The organism is Geodermatophilus sp. SMS 5-13 (assembly GCF_059428245.1).
The window spans coordinates 2,020,506-2,034,918 of sequence record NZ_CP165729.1 but is presented as its reverse complement, the minus strand read 5'-3'; the positions used below and the strand labels follow the sequence as shown (position 1 = coordinate 2,034,918).

14 protein-coding genes are annotated in these 14,413 nt (G+C 72.8%); 9 read left to right on the top strand and 5 right to left on the bottom strand.

Translation table 11 applies throughout. From position 1 onward, the window contains the following. Positions 1–18 precede the first annotated feature (18 nt). From sdhC to AB3388_RS09900, 3 genes are all read left to right on the top strand, one after another. Positions 19–978 (top strand): succinate dehydrogenase subunit SdhC, encoded by a 960-nt coding sequence (gene sdhC / locus AB3388_RS09910; RefSeq protein ID WP_495410598.1) that lies wholly within the window; start codon positions 19–21, stop codon positions 976–978. Beyond that, on the top strand, positions 978–2,774 hold the full coding sequence (locus AB3388_RS09905; RefSeq protein ID WP_495410597.1) for a fumarate reductase/succinate dehydrogenase flavoprotein subunit: 1,797 nt from the start codon (positions 978–980) through the stop codon (positions 2,772–2,774). The genes sdhC and AB3388_RS09905 overlap by 1 nt, the downstream gene beginning before the upstream one ends. 73 nt (positions 2,775–2,847) lie before the next feature. After that, positions 2,848–3,603 (top strand): succinate dehydrogenase/fumarate reductase iron-sulfur subunit, encoded by a 756-nt coding sequence (locus tag AB3388_RS09900; protein ID WP_495410596.1) that lies wholly within the window; start codon positions 2,848–2,850, stop codon positions 3,601–3,603. Positions 3,604–3,778: 175 nt separating this feature from the next. On the opposite strand, the gene AB3388_RS09895 is transcribed toward AB3388_RS09900, so the two are convergent. After that, positions 3,779–4,762, bottom strand: a complete 984-nt coding sequence (locus AB3388_RS09895; RefSeq protein WP_495410595.1) for a patatin-like phospholipase family protein — start codon at positions 4,760–4,762, stop codon at positions 3,779–3,781. Positions 4,763–4,814: 52 nt separating this feature from the next. On the opposite strand from AB3388_RS09895, the gene AB3388_RS09890 reads away from it, so the two are divergent. Next, positions 4,815–5,675: an alpha/beta hydrolase gene (locus AB3388_RS09890; RefSeq protein WP_495410594.1), complete on the top strand. Its 861-nt coding sequence runs from the start codon at positions 4,815–4,817 to the stop codon at positions 5,673–5,675. On the opposite strand, the gene AB3388_RS09885 is transcribed toward AB3388_RS09890, so the two are convergent. Next, complete coding sequence (locus AB3388_RS09885) at positions 5,672–6,112, bottom strand: MarR family winged helix-turn-helix transcriptional regulator (protein WP_495410593.1); 441 nt, start codon at positions 6,110–6,112, stop codon at positions 5,672–5,674. The genes AB3388_RS09890 and AB3388_RS09885 overlap by 4 nt on opposite strands. 107 nt (positions 6,113–6,219) lie before the next feature. Here AB3388_RS09885 and AB3388_RS09880 point away from each other — a divergent pair, with 107 nt between their 5' ends. The 5 genes from AB3388_RS09880 to AB3388_RS09860 all read left to right on the top strand — a co-directional run bounded on the left by AB3388_RS09880 (position 6,220) and on the right by AB3388_RS09860 (position 10,729). Continuing rightward, a complete protein-coding gene (locus tag AB3388_RS09880; protein ID WP_495410592.1) occupies positions 6,220–7,128 on the top strand; it encodes an SDR family NAD(P)-dependent oxidoreductase in 909 nt (302 codons plus the stop codon). Positions 7,129–7,130: 2 nt separating this feature from the next. Continuing rightward, positions 7,131–7,994, top strand: a complete 864-nt coding sequence (locus AB3388_RS09875; RefSeq protein WP_495411448.1) for an amidohydrolase family protein — start codon at positions 7,131–7,133, stop codon at positions 7,992–7,994. Next, entirely contained in the window at positions 7,991–9,526 is a 1,536-nt protein-coding gene (locus AB3388_RS09870; protein WP_495410591.1) for an acyl-CoA synthetase, read from the top strand. Before AB3388_RS09875 ends, AB3388_RS09870 begins: the two co-directional genes overlap by 4 nt. After that, positions 9,519–9,977 carry a DUF3237 domain-containing protein gene (locus tag AB3388_RS09865; RefSeq protein WP_495410590.1) on the top strand — a complete coding sequence of 153 codons (459 nt, stop codon included), beginning with the start codon at positions 9,519–9,521 and terminating at the stop codon, positions 9,975–9,977. Before AB3388_RS09870 ends, AB3388_RS09865 begins: the two co-directional genes overlap by 8 nt. Positions 9,978–10,048: 71 nt before the next feature. Further along, positions 10,049–10,729, top strand: coding sequence for an NADPH-dependent F420 reductase (locus tag AB3388_RS09860; protein WP_495410589.1), 681 nt, complete (start codon positions 10,049–10,051; stop codon positions 10,727–10,729). Between the two features lie 37 nt (positions 10,730–10,766). Here the strand turns inward: AB3388_RS09860 and AB3388_RS09855 are convergent, their stop codons facing one another. The 3 genes from AB3388_RS09855 to AB3388_RS09845 form a co-directional block, all read right to left on the bottom strand. Then, positions 10,767–11,333, bottom strand: coding sequence for an SRPBCC family protein (locus AB3388_RS09855; protein WP_495410588.1), 567 nt, complete (start codon positions 11,331–11,333; stop codon positions 10,767–10,769). Positions 11,334–11,378: 45 nt separating this feature from the next. Then, entirely contained in the window at positions 11,379–12,812 is a 1,434-nt protein-coding gene (locus tag AB3388_RS09850) for a carboxylesterase family protein (RefSeq protein WP_495410587.1), read from the bottom strand. A gap of 62 nt (positions 12,813–12,874) precedes the next feature. After that, a complete protein-coding gene (locus tag AB3388_RS09845) occupies positions 12,875–14,230 on the bottom strand; it encodes an MFS transporter (RefSeq protein ID WP_495410586.1) in 1,356 nt (451 codons plus the stop codon). Positions 14,231–14,413 lie beyond the last annotated feature (183 nt).

Here is a 14,413-nt window from a genome sequence, read left to right as displayed (position 1 = left end):
GACGACCCGCACGCCGTCGTGACCACCACAGCGCCCCGGGGCACGAAGCCCGACCGCTCCCCCAGCCGCAGATGGCCGATCGTCGCCGCCGCGTCGGTCGTCGCCTTCGTCGGGCTGCTCGGACGACGTCGGCGCACCGGCGAAGCCCTGCCGCAGGCGCCGCTGCGCGTCCCCCGGCGGGGCACCACCCGGCGGCACATCTGGTCGGCCGCCACCACCCGGGCGAGCATCGCGGCCCGCACGCTGCGCACCGACCGCTGGTGGGTGCAGCCGGTGATCACCGTCGCCGTCCTGCTGGCCTTCGTCGTCTACGCGACGTTCCGGGCGTTCCAGAACGCCTACTACTTCGCCGAGCCCTACATCTCGCCGTTCTACTCGCCGTGCCTGTCCACCCGGTGCGAGGGCGACACCTTCCCGGAGCTGTTCACCGGGCCGAGCTGGATCTCGCCGGCGATCTACATCCTGATCTTCCCGCTGGGCATCCGGCTGACCTGCTACTACTACCGCAAGGCGTACTACCGGTCGTTCTGGCTCTCCCCGCCGGCGTGCGCCGTGGCCGAGCCGCACAAGACGTACTCCGGTGAGACGCGCTTCCCGCTGATCTTCCAGAACGTGCACCGGTACTTCCTGTACGCGGCGCTGGTCATCAACGTGATCCTGTTCTACGACGCCGTCCTCGCCTTCCGCGACGAGACCGGCGAGTGGGGGCACATGGGTCTGGGCACGCTGATCCTGCTGGCCAACGCGGTGCTGTTGGCCATCTACTCGCTGTCCTGCCACTCGTGCCGGCACATCGTCGGCGGCCGGCTGAACTCCTTCTCGAAGCACCCGCTGCGCTACCGGTACTGGACGTTCGTGTCGAAGCTCAACGCCCGGCACATGCAGTACGCCTGGATCTCGATGTTCGGTGTCGCGCTCACCGACCTGTACGTCTTCCTGCTGGCCGCTGACGTGATCTCGGACGTGAGGTTCTTCTGATGGAGCTCGAGGAGCACGCCTACGACGTGGTCGTCGTCGGTGCCGGCGGCGCGGGCCTGCGGGCGGCGATCGCCGCGCACGAGGCCGGCGCCCGCACCGCCGTCGTCTGCAAGTCCCTGCTCGGCAAGGCGCACACGGTCATGGCCGAGGGCGGCATCGCCGCGGCGATGGGCAACCTCTACCCCGAGGACAACTGGCGGGTCCATTTCCGCGACACCATGCGCGGCGGGAAGATGCTCAACCACTGGCGCATGGCGCAACTGCACGCGCAGGAGGCGCCCGACCGGGTCCGCGAGCTCGAGGACTGGGGCGCGCTGTTCGACCGCACCGGCGACGGCCTGATCAGCCAGCGCGACTTCGGCGGGCACCGCTACGCCCGCCTCGCGCACGTCGGCGACCGCACCGGCCTGGAGCTGATCCGGACGCTGCAGCAGCGCACGGTCGGCCTCGGCATCGACGTCTTCATGGAGTGCACTGTCACCCGGCTGCTCACCGACGGGGACGGCATCGCCGGGGCGTTCGGCTACTGGCGGGAGTCCGGGCGGTTCGTCTCCTGGCAGGCGCCGTCGGTCGTGCTGGCCACCGGCGGGATCGGCAAGGCGTACAAGGTCACCTCGAACTCGTGGGAGTACACCGGCGACGGGCACTCCCTCGCCCTGCAGGCCGGCGCGTCGCTGGTGAACATGGAGTTCGTCCAGTTCCACCCGACCGGCATGGTCTGGCCGCCGTCGGTGCGCGGCATCCTCGTGACCGAGAGCGTCCGCGGGGACGGCGGGGTGCTCAAGAACTCGGCCGGCAACCGGTTCATGTTCGACTACATCCCCGACTTCTTCCGCAAGGAGACCGCGGAGACCGAGGAGGAGGCCGACCGCTGGTACACCGACAAGAAGAACAACCGGCGGCCGCCCGAGCTGCTGCCGCGTGACGAGGTCGCCCGGGCGATCAACAGCGAGGTCAAGGCCGGCCGCGGCTCGCCGCACGGCGGCGTCTTCCTGGACATCGCCTCGCGCCGGGACGCCGAGTACATCCGCAAGCGGCTGCCGTCGATGTACCACCAGTTCAAGGAGCTGGCCGACGTCGACATCACCCGCGAGGCGATGGAGGTCGGGCCGACCTGCCACTACGTGATGGGCGGGGTCGAGGTGGACCCCGACACCGAGGCGGCGCGGGTGCCCGGGCTCTATGCCGCGGGCGAGGTGGCCGGCGGCATGCACGGCTCCAACCGGCTCGGCGGCAACTCGCTGTCGGACCTGCTGGTGTTCGGCAAGCGGGCCGGCGTCGCGGCGGCCGGGCACGCCCGGGCGCGGGCCGGCCGGACCGCGGTCTCCGACGAGGCGCTGGCCGACGCCGCCCGCGCCGCGCTGGCGCCGTTCGAGCGGGAGGGCGGCGAGAACCCCTACGCCGTCCAGCACGACCTGCAGCAGACGATGCACGACCTGGTCGGCATCATCCGCACCGAGACGGAGATGAAGAGCGCGCTGGACCGCATCGCCGAGCTCAAGGAGCGGGTGGCCAACCTCTCCGTCGAGGGCCACCGGCAGTACAACCCGGGCTGGCACCTGGCGCTGGACCTGCCGCACATGCTCGTCGTCAGCGAGTGCATCGCCCGCGCGGCGCTGGAGCGGCAGGAGAGCCGCGGCGGGCACACCCGCGACGACTTCCCCGCCGCCGACGCGGAGTGGGCGAGGACCAACCTGATCTGCACCCGCGGTCCCCACGGCGCGGTCGAGGTGCGGCGACAACCGCTGCCGCAGATGCCGCCCGACCTCGCCGGGATCTTCGAGGAGCAGACGTGAGCGAGCTTGCGAGCTCACCAAGAAGCAGAGCAGCTTCGCGAACGCGGCCGACGAGCGCCAGCGAGGAGGGCAAGTGAGCTACGACGCGAGGTTCCGCGTGTGGCGGGGGGACGCCGCCGGCGGCGACCTGCAGGACTTCACCGTGCAGGTCAACGAGGGCGAGGTGGTCCTCGACATCATCCACCGGCTGCAGGCCACCCAGGCCGGCGACCTCGCCGTCCGCTGGAACTGCAAGGCCGGCAAGTGCGGCTCGTGCAGCGCCGAGATCAACGGCCGCCCGCGGCTGATGTGCCTGACCCGGATGAGCACCTTCGCCGAGGACGAGGTCGTGACGGTGACGCCGCTGCGGACGTTCCCGATCATCCGCGACCTGGTCACCGACGTCTCCTACAACTACGCCAAGGCCGCGCAGATCCCGGCGTTCAGCCCCCAGCCGCGCGACGCCGACGGTAACCACCGGATGGCGCAGGTCGACGTCGAGCGCTCGCAGGAGTTCCGCAAGTGCATCGAGTGCTTCCTCTGCCAGGACACCTGCCACGTCATCCGCGACCACGAGGACAACAAGACGGCCTTCGCCGGGCCGCGGTTCCTCATCCGGCTGGCCGAGCTCGACATGCACCCGCTGGACACGACCGACCGGCGGCGGGCCGCGCAGGAGGACTTCGGCCTCGGCTACTGCAACATCACCAAGTGCTGCAGCGAGGTCTGCCCCGAGGGCATCCACCTCACCGACAACGGGATCATCCCGCTCAAGGAGCGCGTGGTGGACCGCAAGTTCGACCCGCTGACCTGGCTGGGCTCCAAGATCGGCCGCCGTCGTCCTGACTGAGGGCGCGGCCATGATCAGGTGACCTGATCCCCAGAGGCTCCTGGCTCACGGTGGGAGGTGAGCCAGGACGCGCTGCGGTGAGCCAGGACGGCGGACGGCGCTCACCCTCACCGCATCGCCGCGACCCGCGGGGTGTGCCGCGAGGCCGGCGACGGCACCGCGCGGGGGGCGGCGATCAGCCCGCCTCGGAGCGGCCGTCGGTCGCCAGGCGGAGCAGGTCGGCGGCGTCGGCCGCGGCCGCCCGGGCGCCCGCCGCGAAGAAGGACTGCTGGAGCACCTCGTCGAGGCGGTGCCGCGACAGCATGTCGTTGCCGATGACCTCCTGCTCCGCCGCGCCGGGGGTGAAGACCAGCGTCCGCACCCCCGCCTCCTCGAGGGCGCGCACCTCCCGCCTGAGCAGCCGCGCGGCGTGCCGCCGGGTGGCCGCGTACAGGTCAGGGCGCAGTCCCGCCGGGCCACTCATCGGCGAGACGACGATCGCGAGGTCCAGGCCGCAACCCCGCAGCACCGCCGCGTTCGTCGGGGAGTGGATCCCGCCGTCGACGTAGCTGTGCCCGGCGATCGAGACCGGCGCGAAGTACCCGGGCACCGCGCACGACGCCGCGACGGCGAGGTGCAGCGGCGCCGGCGGCGCGCCCGGGCGGCCGAAGACGACCCGGCGGGAGTCGCGCCGCCGCACCGCGGTGATCCACAGGTGCTCGGGCCAGGTGGCGCCCTCGAGCTCCCGCAGCGCGGCGAGCTGCTCGACGATGTCGTGGCGCCCCGGAGCCAGCAGCGCCAGCCCGGCGGCCAGCGGACGGAACCGCCACGGCCGGGTCACCGCGCGGTGGATCATGTGCCATCCCGGCAGCCGGGCGGGCCGGCGCAGCAGGTCCAGTGGCCGGAACGGGGCCAGCTCGGGCAGGTCCGCGGCGGCCACCTGGGACAGGACGGCGTCCTCGCTGGACAACGGCGCCTTCACCGTCCAGGCGGCGAGGTCCTCGGGTGAGACGCCGAGCCGCAGCAGGGTGCCGGTGATCGAGCCGGCCGAGGTGCCGACGATCAGGTCGGCGCTGCGGGCGTCGAAGCCGAAGTCGTGCTGCAGGACCGCCAGGACCCCCGAGTGGTACGCCTGACCGACCACACCGCCGCCCCCGAGGACGAGGCCGACCCGAGTCATGCCGCGGCTGTACCCGGGTCCGCAACCGTTCGCACGCCGCTACGGTGGCGCGATGCCGCCCACCGAACTCAGCGTGCCCTCCACCGACGGGATCTCGATCACGGCCTACCGGTGGGATCCGCCCGGGGCGCCGCGCGGGATCGTGCAGCTCACCCACGGCATGGGCGAGCACCTGCTGCGGTACGAGCCGCTCGCCGAGGCGCTGACCGGAGCCGGGTTCGTGGTCGTCGGCCAGGACCACCGCGGCCACGGCGCCACCGCCCGGGACGGCGCGTGGGGCGTGCTGGGCGCCGGCGGCTGGGACGAGCTGGTGCGCGACATCGGCCGGGTCAGCGACCAGGTGCGCGGTGAGCTGCCGGTGGTCCTGCTGGGCCACAGCATGGGGTCCTTCGCCGCTCAGCAGCACGTCCTCGACCACAGCGACGAGTACGCCGGCCTGGTGCTCACCGGGACGGCGCTGCTCGACCTGCTCGAGCCCGCGCTCGACCTCGACCAGCCGCTGGACCTGTCCGCGTTCAACGCGCCGTTCGAGCACCGCACGGGCTACGAATGGCTCTCCCGCGACGAGGCGCAGGTCGACGCGTACGTCGCCGACCCGCGGTGCGGCTTCGGCCTCGCGGACGTCGACGGCAAGCAGATGTTCGCCTCCGCCCGGCAACTGGCCGACCCCGCGCGGCTGGCCGGGGTGCGCGCGGACCTGCCGGTCTGCATCGCGGTGGGCGACCAGGACCCGGTCAACGGCCAGCTGGCCCTGGTCCACCCGCTGGTGCAGCGGCTGCAGGAGGCCGGCCTCACCGACGTGTCGCTCGTCGTCTACCCCGGCGCCCGGCACGAGGTGTTCAACGAGACCAACCGGGACGAGGTCGTCGCCGACCTGCTGCGCTGGCTCGACCGGGTCGTGCCGCAGGGCTAGCTCGCGGCGCTCTCCTCGGTCGTGGACAGCACCCGCGCGAGCAGATCGCGCAGCGTCTCCTGCTCGCCGACGGCGAGCCCGCGCAGCTGGCGCTGCACGCCGGCCGCGGCGCGCTCGTCCGCCCGCCGCCGCAGCCGGACGCCCCGTGCCGTGGCCGCGACCAGCTTCGCCCGGCGGTCGGTGGGCGACGGGTGCCGCTCCACGAGCCCCGCCGCGGCCAGTTCGTCGACCAGCGCGACGACCTGGCTGGGGTCGAGGCCGAGCACCTCCGCGAGGTCGCGCTGGGAGATCCCCTCGACGGTGTCGTCGGCCAGCACCAGCACCGAGTACTGCCGGACCCGCAGGCCGAGATCGGCCAGGGCGGCGTTGGTGGCACGGACGACGAGCCCGCTCGCCCGCGTCAGCAGGAAGCCGACGTCGTCGCTCAGCGCCGTCATATAGGTGAACTCCTCAATCGTTGACAATGTCCACGATATCGGCCTAGCGTCCCGGTTGGCAACGATGCCCGGAGCGGGCATCCCCCTGTGTTCCCCGAGGAGTGCCCATGGATCTGACCGGGAAGGTCGCCATCGTCACCGGCAGCGGGCGGGGCCTCGGCCTCGCCTACGCCGCCGAGCTCGCCCGCGCGGGCGCCGCCGTCGTCCTCAACGACGTCGACCCGCAGGTCGCCGAGTCCGCCGTCAAGACGATCACCGACGCGGGCGGCACCGCGGTCGCCGAGGTGGTGGCCGTCGGCACCAGCGAGGCCGCGCAGGCGCTCGTCGACCGCGCCGTGACCGAGTTCGGCCGGCTCGACATCCTGGTCAACAACGCCGGCATCCTGCGCGACACGACGCTGTGGAAGATGACCGACGAGCAGTTCGACGCCGTCCTCACCACCCACCTGCGCGGCACGTTCACCTGCACCCGCGCCGCCGCGATCCGCATGCGCGAGCAGGGCGAGGGCGGCCGGATCATCTGCGTCGGCTCCCCCACCGGCCAGGTCGGCAACTTCGGCCAGACCAACTACGCCGCGGCCAAGGCCGGCATCGTCGGCATGGTCCGCACCTGGGCGATGGAGCTGGCCCGCGCCGGCATCACGGTCAACGCGATCGTGCCGGTCGCGGCCACCGCGATGACCGAGACGGTGCCCTTCCTCAAGCCCTACATCGACGCGCTCAAGGCCGGCGAGCCGCTCCCCGCCTTCGCCCGCCAGCAGCTCGGCTTCGGCTCCCCCGAGGACGCCGCCGGCCTGGTCGCCTTCCTCGCCTCGGACGCCGCCGCGGAGATCACCGGCCAGGCGGTCGGCATCGGCGGCGACCGGCTGGCGCTGTGGAGCCACCCCAGCGAGGTCGTCGTCGAGTTCGCCGACGGCACCGGCTGGTCGGCCGACGCCATCGCCGGCGTCTGGGCCGACACGTTCGCCGGCTCCCAGCAGACCGTCGGCCAGCAGCTGCCGGAGCCCCCCAAGTGAGCATCGACCTGGACGCGGTCGTCGCGATCGACGTGCACGTGCACGTCGAGCAGGACCTGCACGGGCACCTGTCGATGGACGACGAGCTGCTCGACGCGGCGTCGAAGTACTTCAAGGGCGACCCGTACCACCCCACGGTGCCGCAGATCGCCGCCGACTACCGCGAGAAGAACATGGCCGCGGTGATCTTCACCGTCGACAGCGAGCTGGCCACCGGCCACCCCACGCTGTCCAACGAGGAGATCGCGCAGGCCGCCGCCGAGCACCCCGACGTGCTCATCCCGTTCGGCTCGATCGACCCCGCCCGCGGGGCCTCCGGGATCCGCGCGGCCCGCCGGCTGGTCACCGAGCACGGCGTCCGCGGGTTCAAGTTCCACCCGTCGATCCAGGCCTTCGAGCCCAACGACCGCCGCGTCTACCCGCTCTACGAGGAGCTGCAGTCGCTGGGGGTCCCGGCGCTGTTCCACACCGGGCAGACCGGCATCGGCTCCGGCCTGCCGGGCGGGCGCGGGATCAAGCTGCGCTACTCCGACCCGATGCTGCTCGACGACGTCGCCGCCGACTTCCCCGGCCTGACGATCATCATGGCCCACCCCTCGGTGCCCTGGCAGGACGCGGCGATCGCGGTCGCCCAGCACAAGGCGAACGTCTACATCGACCTCTCCGGCTGGTCGCCGAAGTACTTCCCGCCGCAGCTGGTCCGTGCCGCGAACACGCTGCTCAAGAACAAGGTGCTGTTCGGCTCGGACTACCCGTTGCTGCGCCCCGAGCGGTGGATCAGGGACTTCGAGGCGCTCGAGATCCGCGACGAGGTCAAGCCGCTGATCATGAAGGAGAACGCGATCCGCGCCCTGGGGCTCCGATGAGGAACGCCGGACTGGGTTCCTGGCCGGAGCGCCGGCTGCGCATCTCGCCCGAGCGGGACGCGATCTGGTTCGAGGGGCGGACGACGTCGCACGCGCAGTTCGCCGAGCGGGTGCGCCGCACCGCCGGCGCCCTGGCCGGCCTGGGCGTCGGCCGGGGTGACCGCGTGGCCTGGGTCAGCGGCAACCACCCCTCGGGGCTGGAGACCCTCTACGCCTGCGGGCAGCTCGGCGCGATCTGGGTGCCGGTCAACGCCCGGCTGACCGCGCCCGAGGCCCGCTTCGTGCTCGAGCACTCGGGCGCCTCGGTGGTCGTGCACGGCCGCGAGCACGGCGGGCTGGCCGGCGGGCTGCGCGACGTCGTCCCCACGTGGATCGCCGCGGAACCGCCGGTCGAGGGCGGGACGGCGTCCCTGCCCTATGAGGACCTGCTGGCCGCGGCCGCCCACGAACTCCGCGACGAGCCGGTCGCGCTCGACGACCCGTGCCTGGTCATGTACACCTCCGGCACCACCGGGAAGCCCAAGGGTGCGGTGCTCACCCACGGCAACATGACGTGGAACGCGGTCAACCAGTTCATGGGCATGGACTTCAGCCAGGACGAGCGCACCCTCGCCCTGGCGCCGCTGTTCCACATCGGCGGGCTCAACGGCACGGTCAACCCGGCGCTGCTGCGCGGCGGCTGCGCGGTGCTCGTCCGCCGGTTCGACCCGGCCGAGACGCTCGCCGTCATCGAGGAGCAGCGGGTCAACTCGTTCTTCGCCGTCCCGACGATGCTCGACGCGATGTCCCGGCTGCCGGAGTTCCGCACCCGCGACCTCTCCCAGCTGCGCACGATCGGCGCCGCCGGCGCCCCGCTCCCCCTGCCGACGCTGCGCACCTGGCTGGACCGCGGCGTGACCATGCAGCAGTGCTACGGCATGACCGAGGCCGCGCCGGGCTGCACCGTCCTCGACTCCGCCGACGCCGAGCGCAAGGTGGGCTCGGCCGGCAAGCCGGTGTTCTTCACCGACCTGCGCGTGGTGCGCCCGGACGGCACGGACGTCGACGTCGACGAGGTCGGCGAGGTGATCGTCTCCGGCCCGAACATCATGGCCGGCTACTGGCAGGAGCCCGAGAAGACCGCCGAGGTGCTCGTCGACGGCTGGTACCACACCGGGGACGCGGGCTCCTTCGACGACGAGGGCTTCCTCTACATCCGCGACCGGTACAAGGACATGATCATCTCCGGCGGGGAGAACATCTACCCGGCCGAGATCGAGTCCGCGCTGCTGGAGGTGCCCGGCGTCGTCGAGGCCGCGGTCATCGGCGTCCCCGACGAGAAGTGGGGTGAGGTCGGGCTGGCCGTCGTCGTCGTGACTCCGGGGACCGAGCGCGACGCCGAGGCGATCCGCACCGCGCTGCGCGAGCGGCTCGCCGGCTTCAAGGTGCCCCGGCTGGTCGAGTTCGCCGACGAGCTGCCCAAGACCGCCACCGGCAAGATCCGCAAGCCCAGCCTGCGGGAGCGCTACGCGGTGGCGGGCCGGAGTGCCTGAGGCGCCCGGGCTGGTGCACGTGCTCCACCTCGAGGTCGAGGTGGGTGCGCCGCTCGAGGTGGGGACGACGCCCGCCGGGCTGCGCCGGGTCGTGCCGATCACCGGCGGCACCGTCTCGGGCCTGTTCACGGGCCGGGTGCTGCCCGGCGGCGCGGACTTCCAGCTGATCCGCACCGAGACGGAGACCGAGGTGGAGGCGCGCTACCTGCTCGAGAGCGACGACGGCGAGCTGGTCACCGTGCACAACAGCGGCCTGCGGACCGGGTCGGCCGAGGACATCGCCCGGCTGCGCCGCGACGAGCCGGTCGCCCCGGCGCGGATCTACTTCCGCAGCACGCCCCGGTTCGAGACGGCGTCCCCGCGGCTGGCCCGCCTCACCACGCACGTGTTCGTCGGCACCGGCACCCGGCAGCCGCGCTCGGTGACCTTCGACTTCTTCGAGGTCCAGTAGCCGGCGGATCGGCCTCTCGAGCCGGCGACAGCGGCGGGAATGATGCCACCGCGGCCGTGTTGGCGGCGTACATGGCGACCATCGGACTCATCGGCAGTGGACACATCGGCAGCACGGTGGCCCGGCTGGCGGTCGACGCCGGACACGACGTCGTGCTGAGCAACAGTCGTGGACCCGAAACCCTCACCGAACTGGTGGATCAGCTCGGCCCGCGCGCCCGGGCGGCCACCGCGCCCGAGGCCGGCGCGGCCGGCGACATCGTCGTGGTGACCATCCCGCTGAAGGCCTACCGCCAGGTGCCGGTCGAGCCGCTGCGCGGCAAGGTGGTCATCGACACCAACAACTACTACCCGCAGCGCGACGGGCACATCGCCGAGCTGGACGACGAGTCGGCGACGAGCAGCGAGCTCCTCCAGGCGCACCTGCCGGACTCCCGCGTGGTGAAGGCGTTCAACAACATCTACTTCGGCCACCTCGGCAGCCTGCAGCGTCCGGCGGGTTCCCCCGAACGGTCGGTGCTCGCCATCGCCGGCGACGACGAGGCGGCCAAGCAGACAGTGGCGCAGTTCCTCGACTCGATCGGGTACGACGCCTACGACGTCGGCCCGCTCTCGGAGAGCTGGCGCTACCAGCCCGACACCCCGGCCTACGGCCAGCCCTACGTCGCTCCGGGTTCGGACTTCCCGGGTCCCGCACACCAGGTCACCGCGGAGCTGCTGAAGGAGAAGCTGGACGCAGCCGCGCGTCACTGAGACCGCCCCGCCGGATGCGCGGATGGGTCGGTACGAGTCAGACCTCGCGCACGTCGTCCGTGCGCTCAGCGTGCTCCTTGAGAGCTGCCTCCATGGCTCCACGATCCTGACGAGCCTGGCGGTTCATCCAGGGAGTGATGACGGGGACGAACACTCCCCGGAAGAACGATTGCTGCCAGAGCCGCACGCCGCCGTCGCGGGGCGTGATCGTGAAGGTGCGCTCGATGTCGAGGAGGCCCGGCAGCGCCCACCTGGCGGCCTTGCCCCGGAACCGCAGGCGCCGAGGGGGGACCACCTCCAGGACCGTGACCTGCAGCGTTCGGCGCATCAGGCCGTTCCCCAACCTGACGGTGACCGACAGCCGACCGCCGACGGCCACCGTTCCCTGCGCGGCGGCGACGAACGGCATCCATTCCGGATAGGCGGGCAGATCGGTCAGCACCTGCCATACCCGCTCGGGCGTCGCGTCGATGTCGACGAAGGTTGTCATATCCGCGGCCATCAAGATCATCCCCTGCTGGATGAGCGAGCCCGACGTGCCGACCATAGGACGGCTCTTGAGACAGGTGCCGGCAGTTGCGTGTGCACCGGCCGGCTCGTTCACGGCGACGACGGCGGCCCTGACCGACCGGACACAGGCCGATAGCGGTCAGGCCGGGGCGGCGACGTCCTCCCAAGCGCGCCGGCGCGCGGCGGCGGGGTCGAACTGCACCCGGGTCACCGCGTCGAACAGGGCGGTCGCCCGCTCGTCGGCGTCGTAGGGGCGCCAGTCGGCCAGCACCCCGGTCGCCGGGCTGCCGCCGGTGACCATCGCGAGCACCGACGCCTGCAGCGCCTCGGTCACCGCGAGATCGGCCGCGGTCATCGGGCCGCCGGGCCGCAGCAGCAGCGGCCGCTCGACGAACCGCGGCGGGTGCGCCCACAGGCAGGCGTTGTCCGCGCCGTGCGACGGGCCGAGGACGTCGAACGGCGCCAGCGACGGCGTGTGATCGAAGCGGCTGAGCCACGCCCGGCCACCCACGCCGGCCTGCGCCTCGGCCAGATCCACGACCGGCCGCACCCACATCTCGTCGGTGAGCAGCGCCTGCAGCGGGTCCTCCCCCGGTCGGGCGGACGCTGTGTAGGCCTCGAGCAGCCGGTCGAACCGGTCGTCCCCGACCCTGCCCCGGGCCACGGCCGTGGCCGCCGCCGCGCCGCCGCGCACGAACCCGGCCATCTCGTCGCGGCACGAGCCGAACCACAGCGCGGTGTCGCGCAGCTCGCCGGAGGCGACGACGTCGGCCGGCTGCGCCGGGATCACCGCACCATCGCGCACCGGGGCGAAGATCGCGCCGCCGACCTTGCCTGAGGCGCGGGAGACGCGCCGGGCGGCGTCCACCACCGCGGACGCCGGGACGTCGCGCAGCGCCGTGCGGGGAACGCCCAGCTCGGCGAGCACGCGGCCGGCGACGTCGGCCGCCTCCGCCGGCTCCAGCGGTGCGCCGCCGACCGACAGCGCGATCGCCGCACGCGCCCGGCGGCCGGGGGACGTGGCCAGCAGGGCGCACACCAGGCTCGCGCCGGCCGACTGCCCGGCCAGCGTCAGCCGGCCGGGATCCCCGCCGAACGCGCCGATCTCGCGGGCCACCCAGCCCAGCGCGGCCACCAGGTCGGTCATCGCCGGCGACGGCTCCGGGTCGGCCGTGCCCAGCTGCAGGAAGCCGAACGGGCCCAGCCGGTAGGAGACGGCGACGACGACCGCCGGACCGCGGGCGGCAAGGTGCGAGCCGTCGTAGTCAGCTGCGGCGCCGGTGAGGAAGGCCCCGCCGTGCACCCAGAACAGCACCGGCAGCGGGCCGTCGGCGTCGGCCGGGGCGTACACGTCCAGGGTCAGGCAGCGCTCGGTCCCGGTGAGGGTGCCGTCGGGCAGGTCCTGGACGCCGACCGGCCCGGGCCGCGTGGCGTCGAGGTCCGCCGTCCACGGGGTGACGGGGCGGGCGGGGCCGAACCGCTCGGCCGTGGCGTACGGGATGCCCTGCCAGCTGCGGACGCCGTCCGCGACCCGGCCGGCGACGGGACCCGCGGACGTGAGGACCCGGGACACGCGACCTCCTCGGGAACAGGCACGGGCCCCGGCCGGACGGCCGGGGCCCGCGACGGGACGGATCAGGCGGTGGCGAGCTGGCTGTCGCTCCGGACCCCGAGGTCCTTGCGGCCCAGCTGCTCCAGCGGCACGTGCGCGGTCTCCCGCGCCGTCAGGGCGCACAGCCCGGCGATCGCGGCGGCTCCGCCGGTGAGCAGCGCGACCGGCACCCAGCCACCCGAGCCCTCGCCGACGATGGCCGTGGCGATCGCCGGGGAGAAGCCGCCGAGGGCGAAGCCGACCTGCGTGCCGATCGCCATGCCCGAGTAGCGGACGCGGGTGTCGAACATCTCGCCGTACAGCGAGGGCCAGATGCCGTTGGCCGCCGAGTAGACGACGCCGGAGAGCAGGATGCCGAACAGGAAGACCAGCGCGACGTCGCCCTGCTGCAGCGCCCACAGGAACGGGAAGGCCAGCGCGGCCGAGCCGAGGGCGCCGAAGGCGAAAACCGGACGGCGGCCGATCTTGTCCGAGAGCTTCGCCCACAGCGGGAGGGCGACCAGCGCGACGGCGTTGGAGGCGATGACCATCCACAGCAGCGTCGTCCGCTCCATGCCGATCGCGTCGCTCGTGCCCTGCGCCAGCGACCAGGTGCCGACGATCGTGCTGACCACCGAGACCAGGGCGCACAGGACGACCCGCACGACCGAGGCCCAGTGGTCGCGGAACAGGACGGCGACCGGCAGCTTCGCGACCTTGTGCTCCTGCTGCTCCCGCTCGAACTCCGGCGTCTCGGGCAGCGACCGCCGCACCCAGTACCCGACGGCGACGACGAGGGCGGAGAGGAAGAACGGGATCCGCCAGCCCCAGCTGAGCAGCTGGTCCTCCGGCAGCAGCGCGACGAGGAGGAAGACCACGTTGGCCAGGATCAGGCCGGCCTGCGTGCCCTCGAGGGTGAAGCTGGTGAAGAAGCCGCGCCGGCCCTCCGGGGCGTGTTCCAGCGTCATCGAGTTGGCGCCGCTCTGCTCACCGGCGGCCGAGAGCCCCTGCAGGATGCGCAGGGTCACGAGCAGCACCGGGGCGAGCACGCCGACGGCGGCGTACGAGGGCAGCGCGCCGATGAGGAACGTCGAGACGCCCATCATCAGCAGGGTCAGCACCAGCATCTTCTTGCGGCCGACCTTGTCGCCGAAGTGGCCGATGATGACCGCGCCGACCGGGCGGGCCACGTAGGCGACCCCGAACGTGGCCAGCGACAGCAGGGTGGCCGTGCTGGGGTCGGACTCGGGGAAGAACACGTCGGGGAACACCAGCCCGGCGGCGGCCCCGTAGATGAAGAAGTCGTAGTACTCGAGGGCGCTGCCGACGAAGCTGGCCAGCGCGGCCTTGCGCGGCACTCGCTCGACGGCGGGCCCACCGGGGGTGGTGGTCGTGCTCATGTCGGTCTCCTGGGAGGCGCGGCGGCAGCGATCTCGTCCTGCCGGAGGGCGGTCCGGGACGGACCCGGGTGCGGTCAGCGGTGCGTCGATGCAGTCCTGCGGAAAGCGGCCGGGATCCCCGGCCCCGTGCGTCCCCAGCGGCTTATGTACCAACTGGTTACGTACCAGATGGTGAGGTGACCG

Bases quoted from the DNA above. Each gene is read 5' to 3' on its own strand.
- AB3388_RS09905 (WP_495410597.1), top strand. From the start codon at position 978: ATGGAGCTCGAGGAGCACGCCTACGACGTGGTCGTCGTCGGTGCCGGC.
- AB3388_RS09895 (WP_495410595.1), bottom strand. From the start codon at position 4,762: ATGACTCGGGTCGGCCTCGTCCTCGGGGGCGGCGGTGTGGTCGGTCAG.
- AB3388_RS09890 (WP_495410594.1), top strand. From the start codon at position 4,815: ATGCCGCCCACCGAACTCAGCGTGCCCTCCACCGACGGGATCTCGATC.
- AB3388_RS09885 (WP_495410593.1), bottom strand. From the start codon at position 6,112: ATGACGGCGCTGAGCGACGACGTCGGCTTCCTGCTGACGCGGGCGAGC.
- AB3388_RS09880 (WP_495410592.1), top strand. From the start codon at position 6,220: ATGGATCTGACCGGGAAGGTCGCCATCGTCACCGGCAGCGGGCGGGGC.
- AB3388_RS09870 (WP_495410591.1), top strand. From the start codon at position 7,991: ATGAGGAACGCCGGACTGGGTTCCTGGCCGGAGCGCCGGCTGCGCATC.
- AB3388_RS09860 (WP_495410589.1), top strand. From the start codon at position 10,049: ATGGCGACCATCGGACTCATCGGCAGTGGACACATCGGCAGCACGGTG.
- AB3388_RS09845 (WP_495410586.1), bottom strand. From the start codon at position 14,230: ATGAGCACGACCACCACCCCCGGTGGGCCCGCCGTCGAGCGAGTGCCG.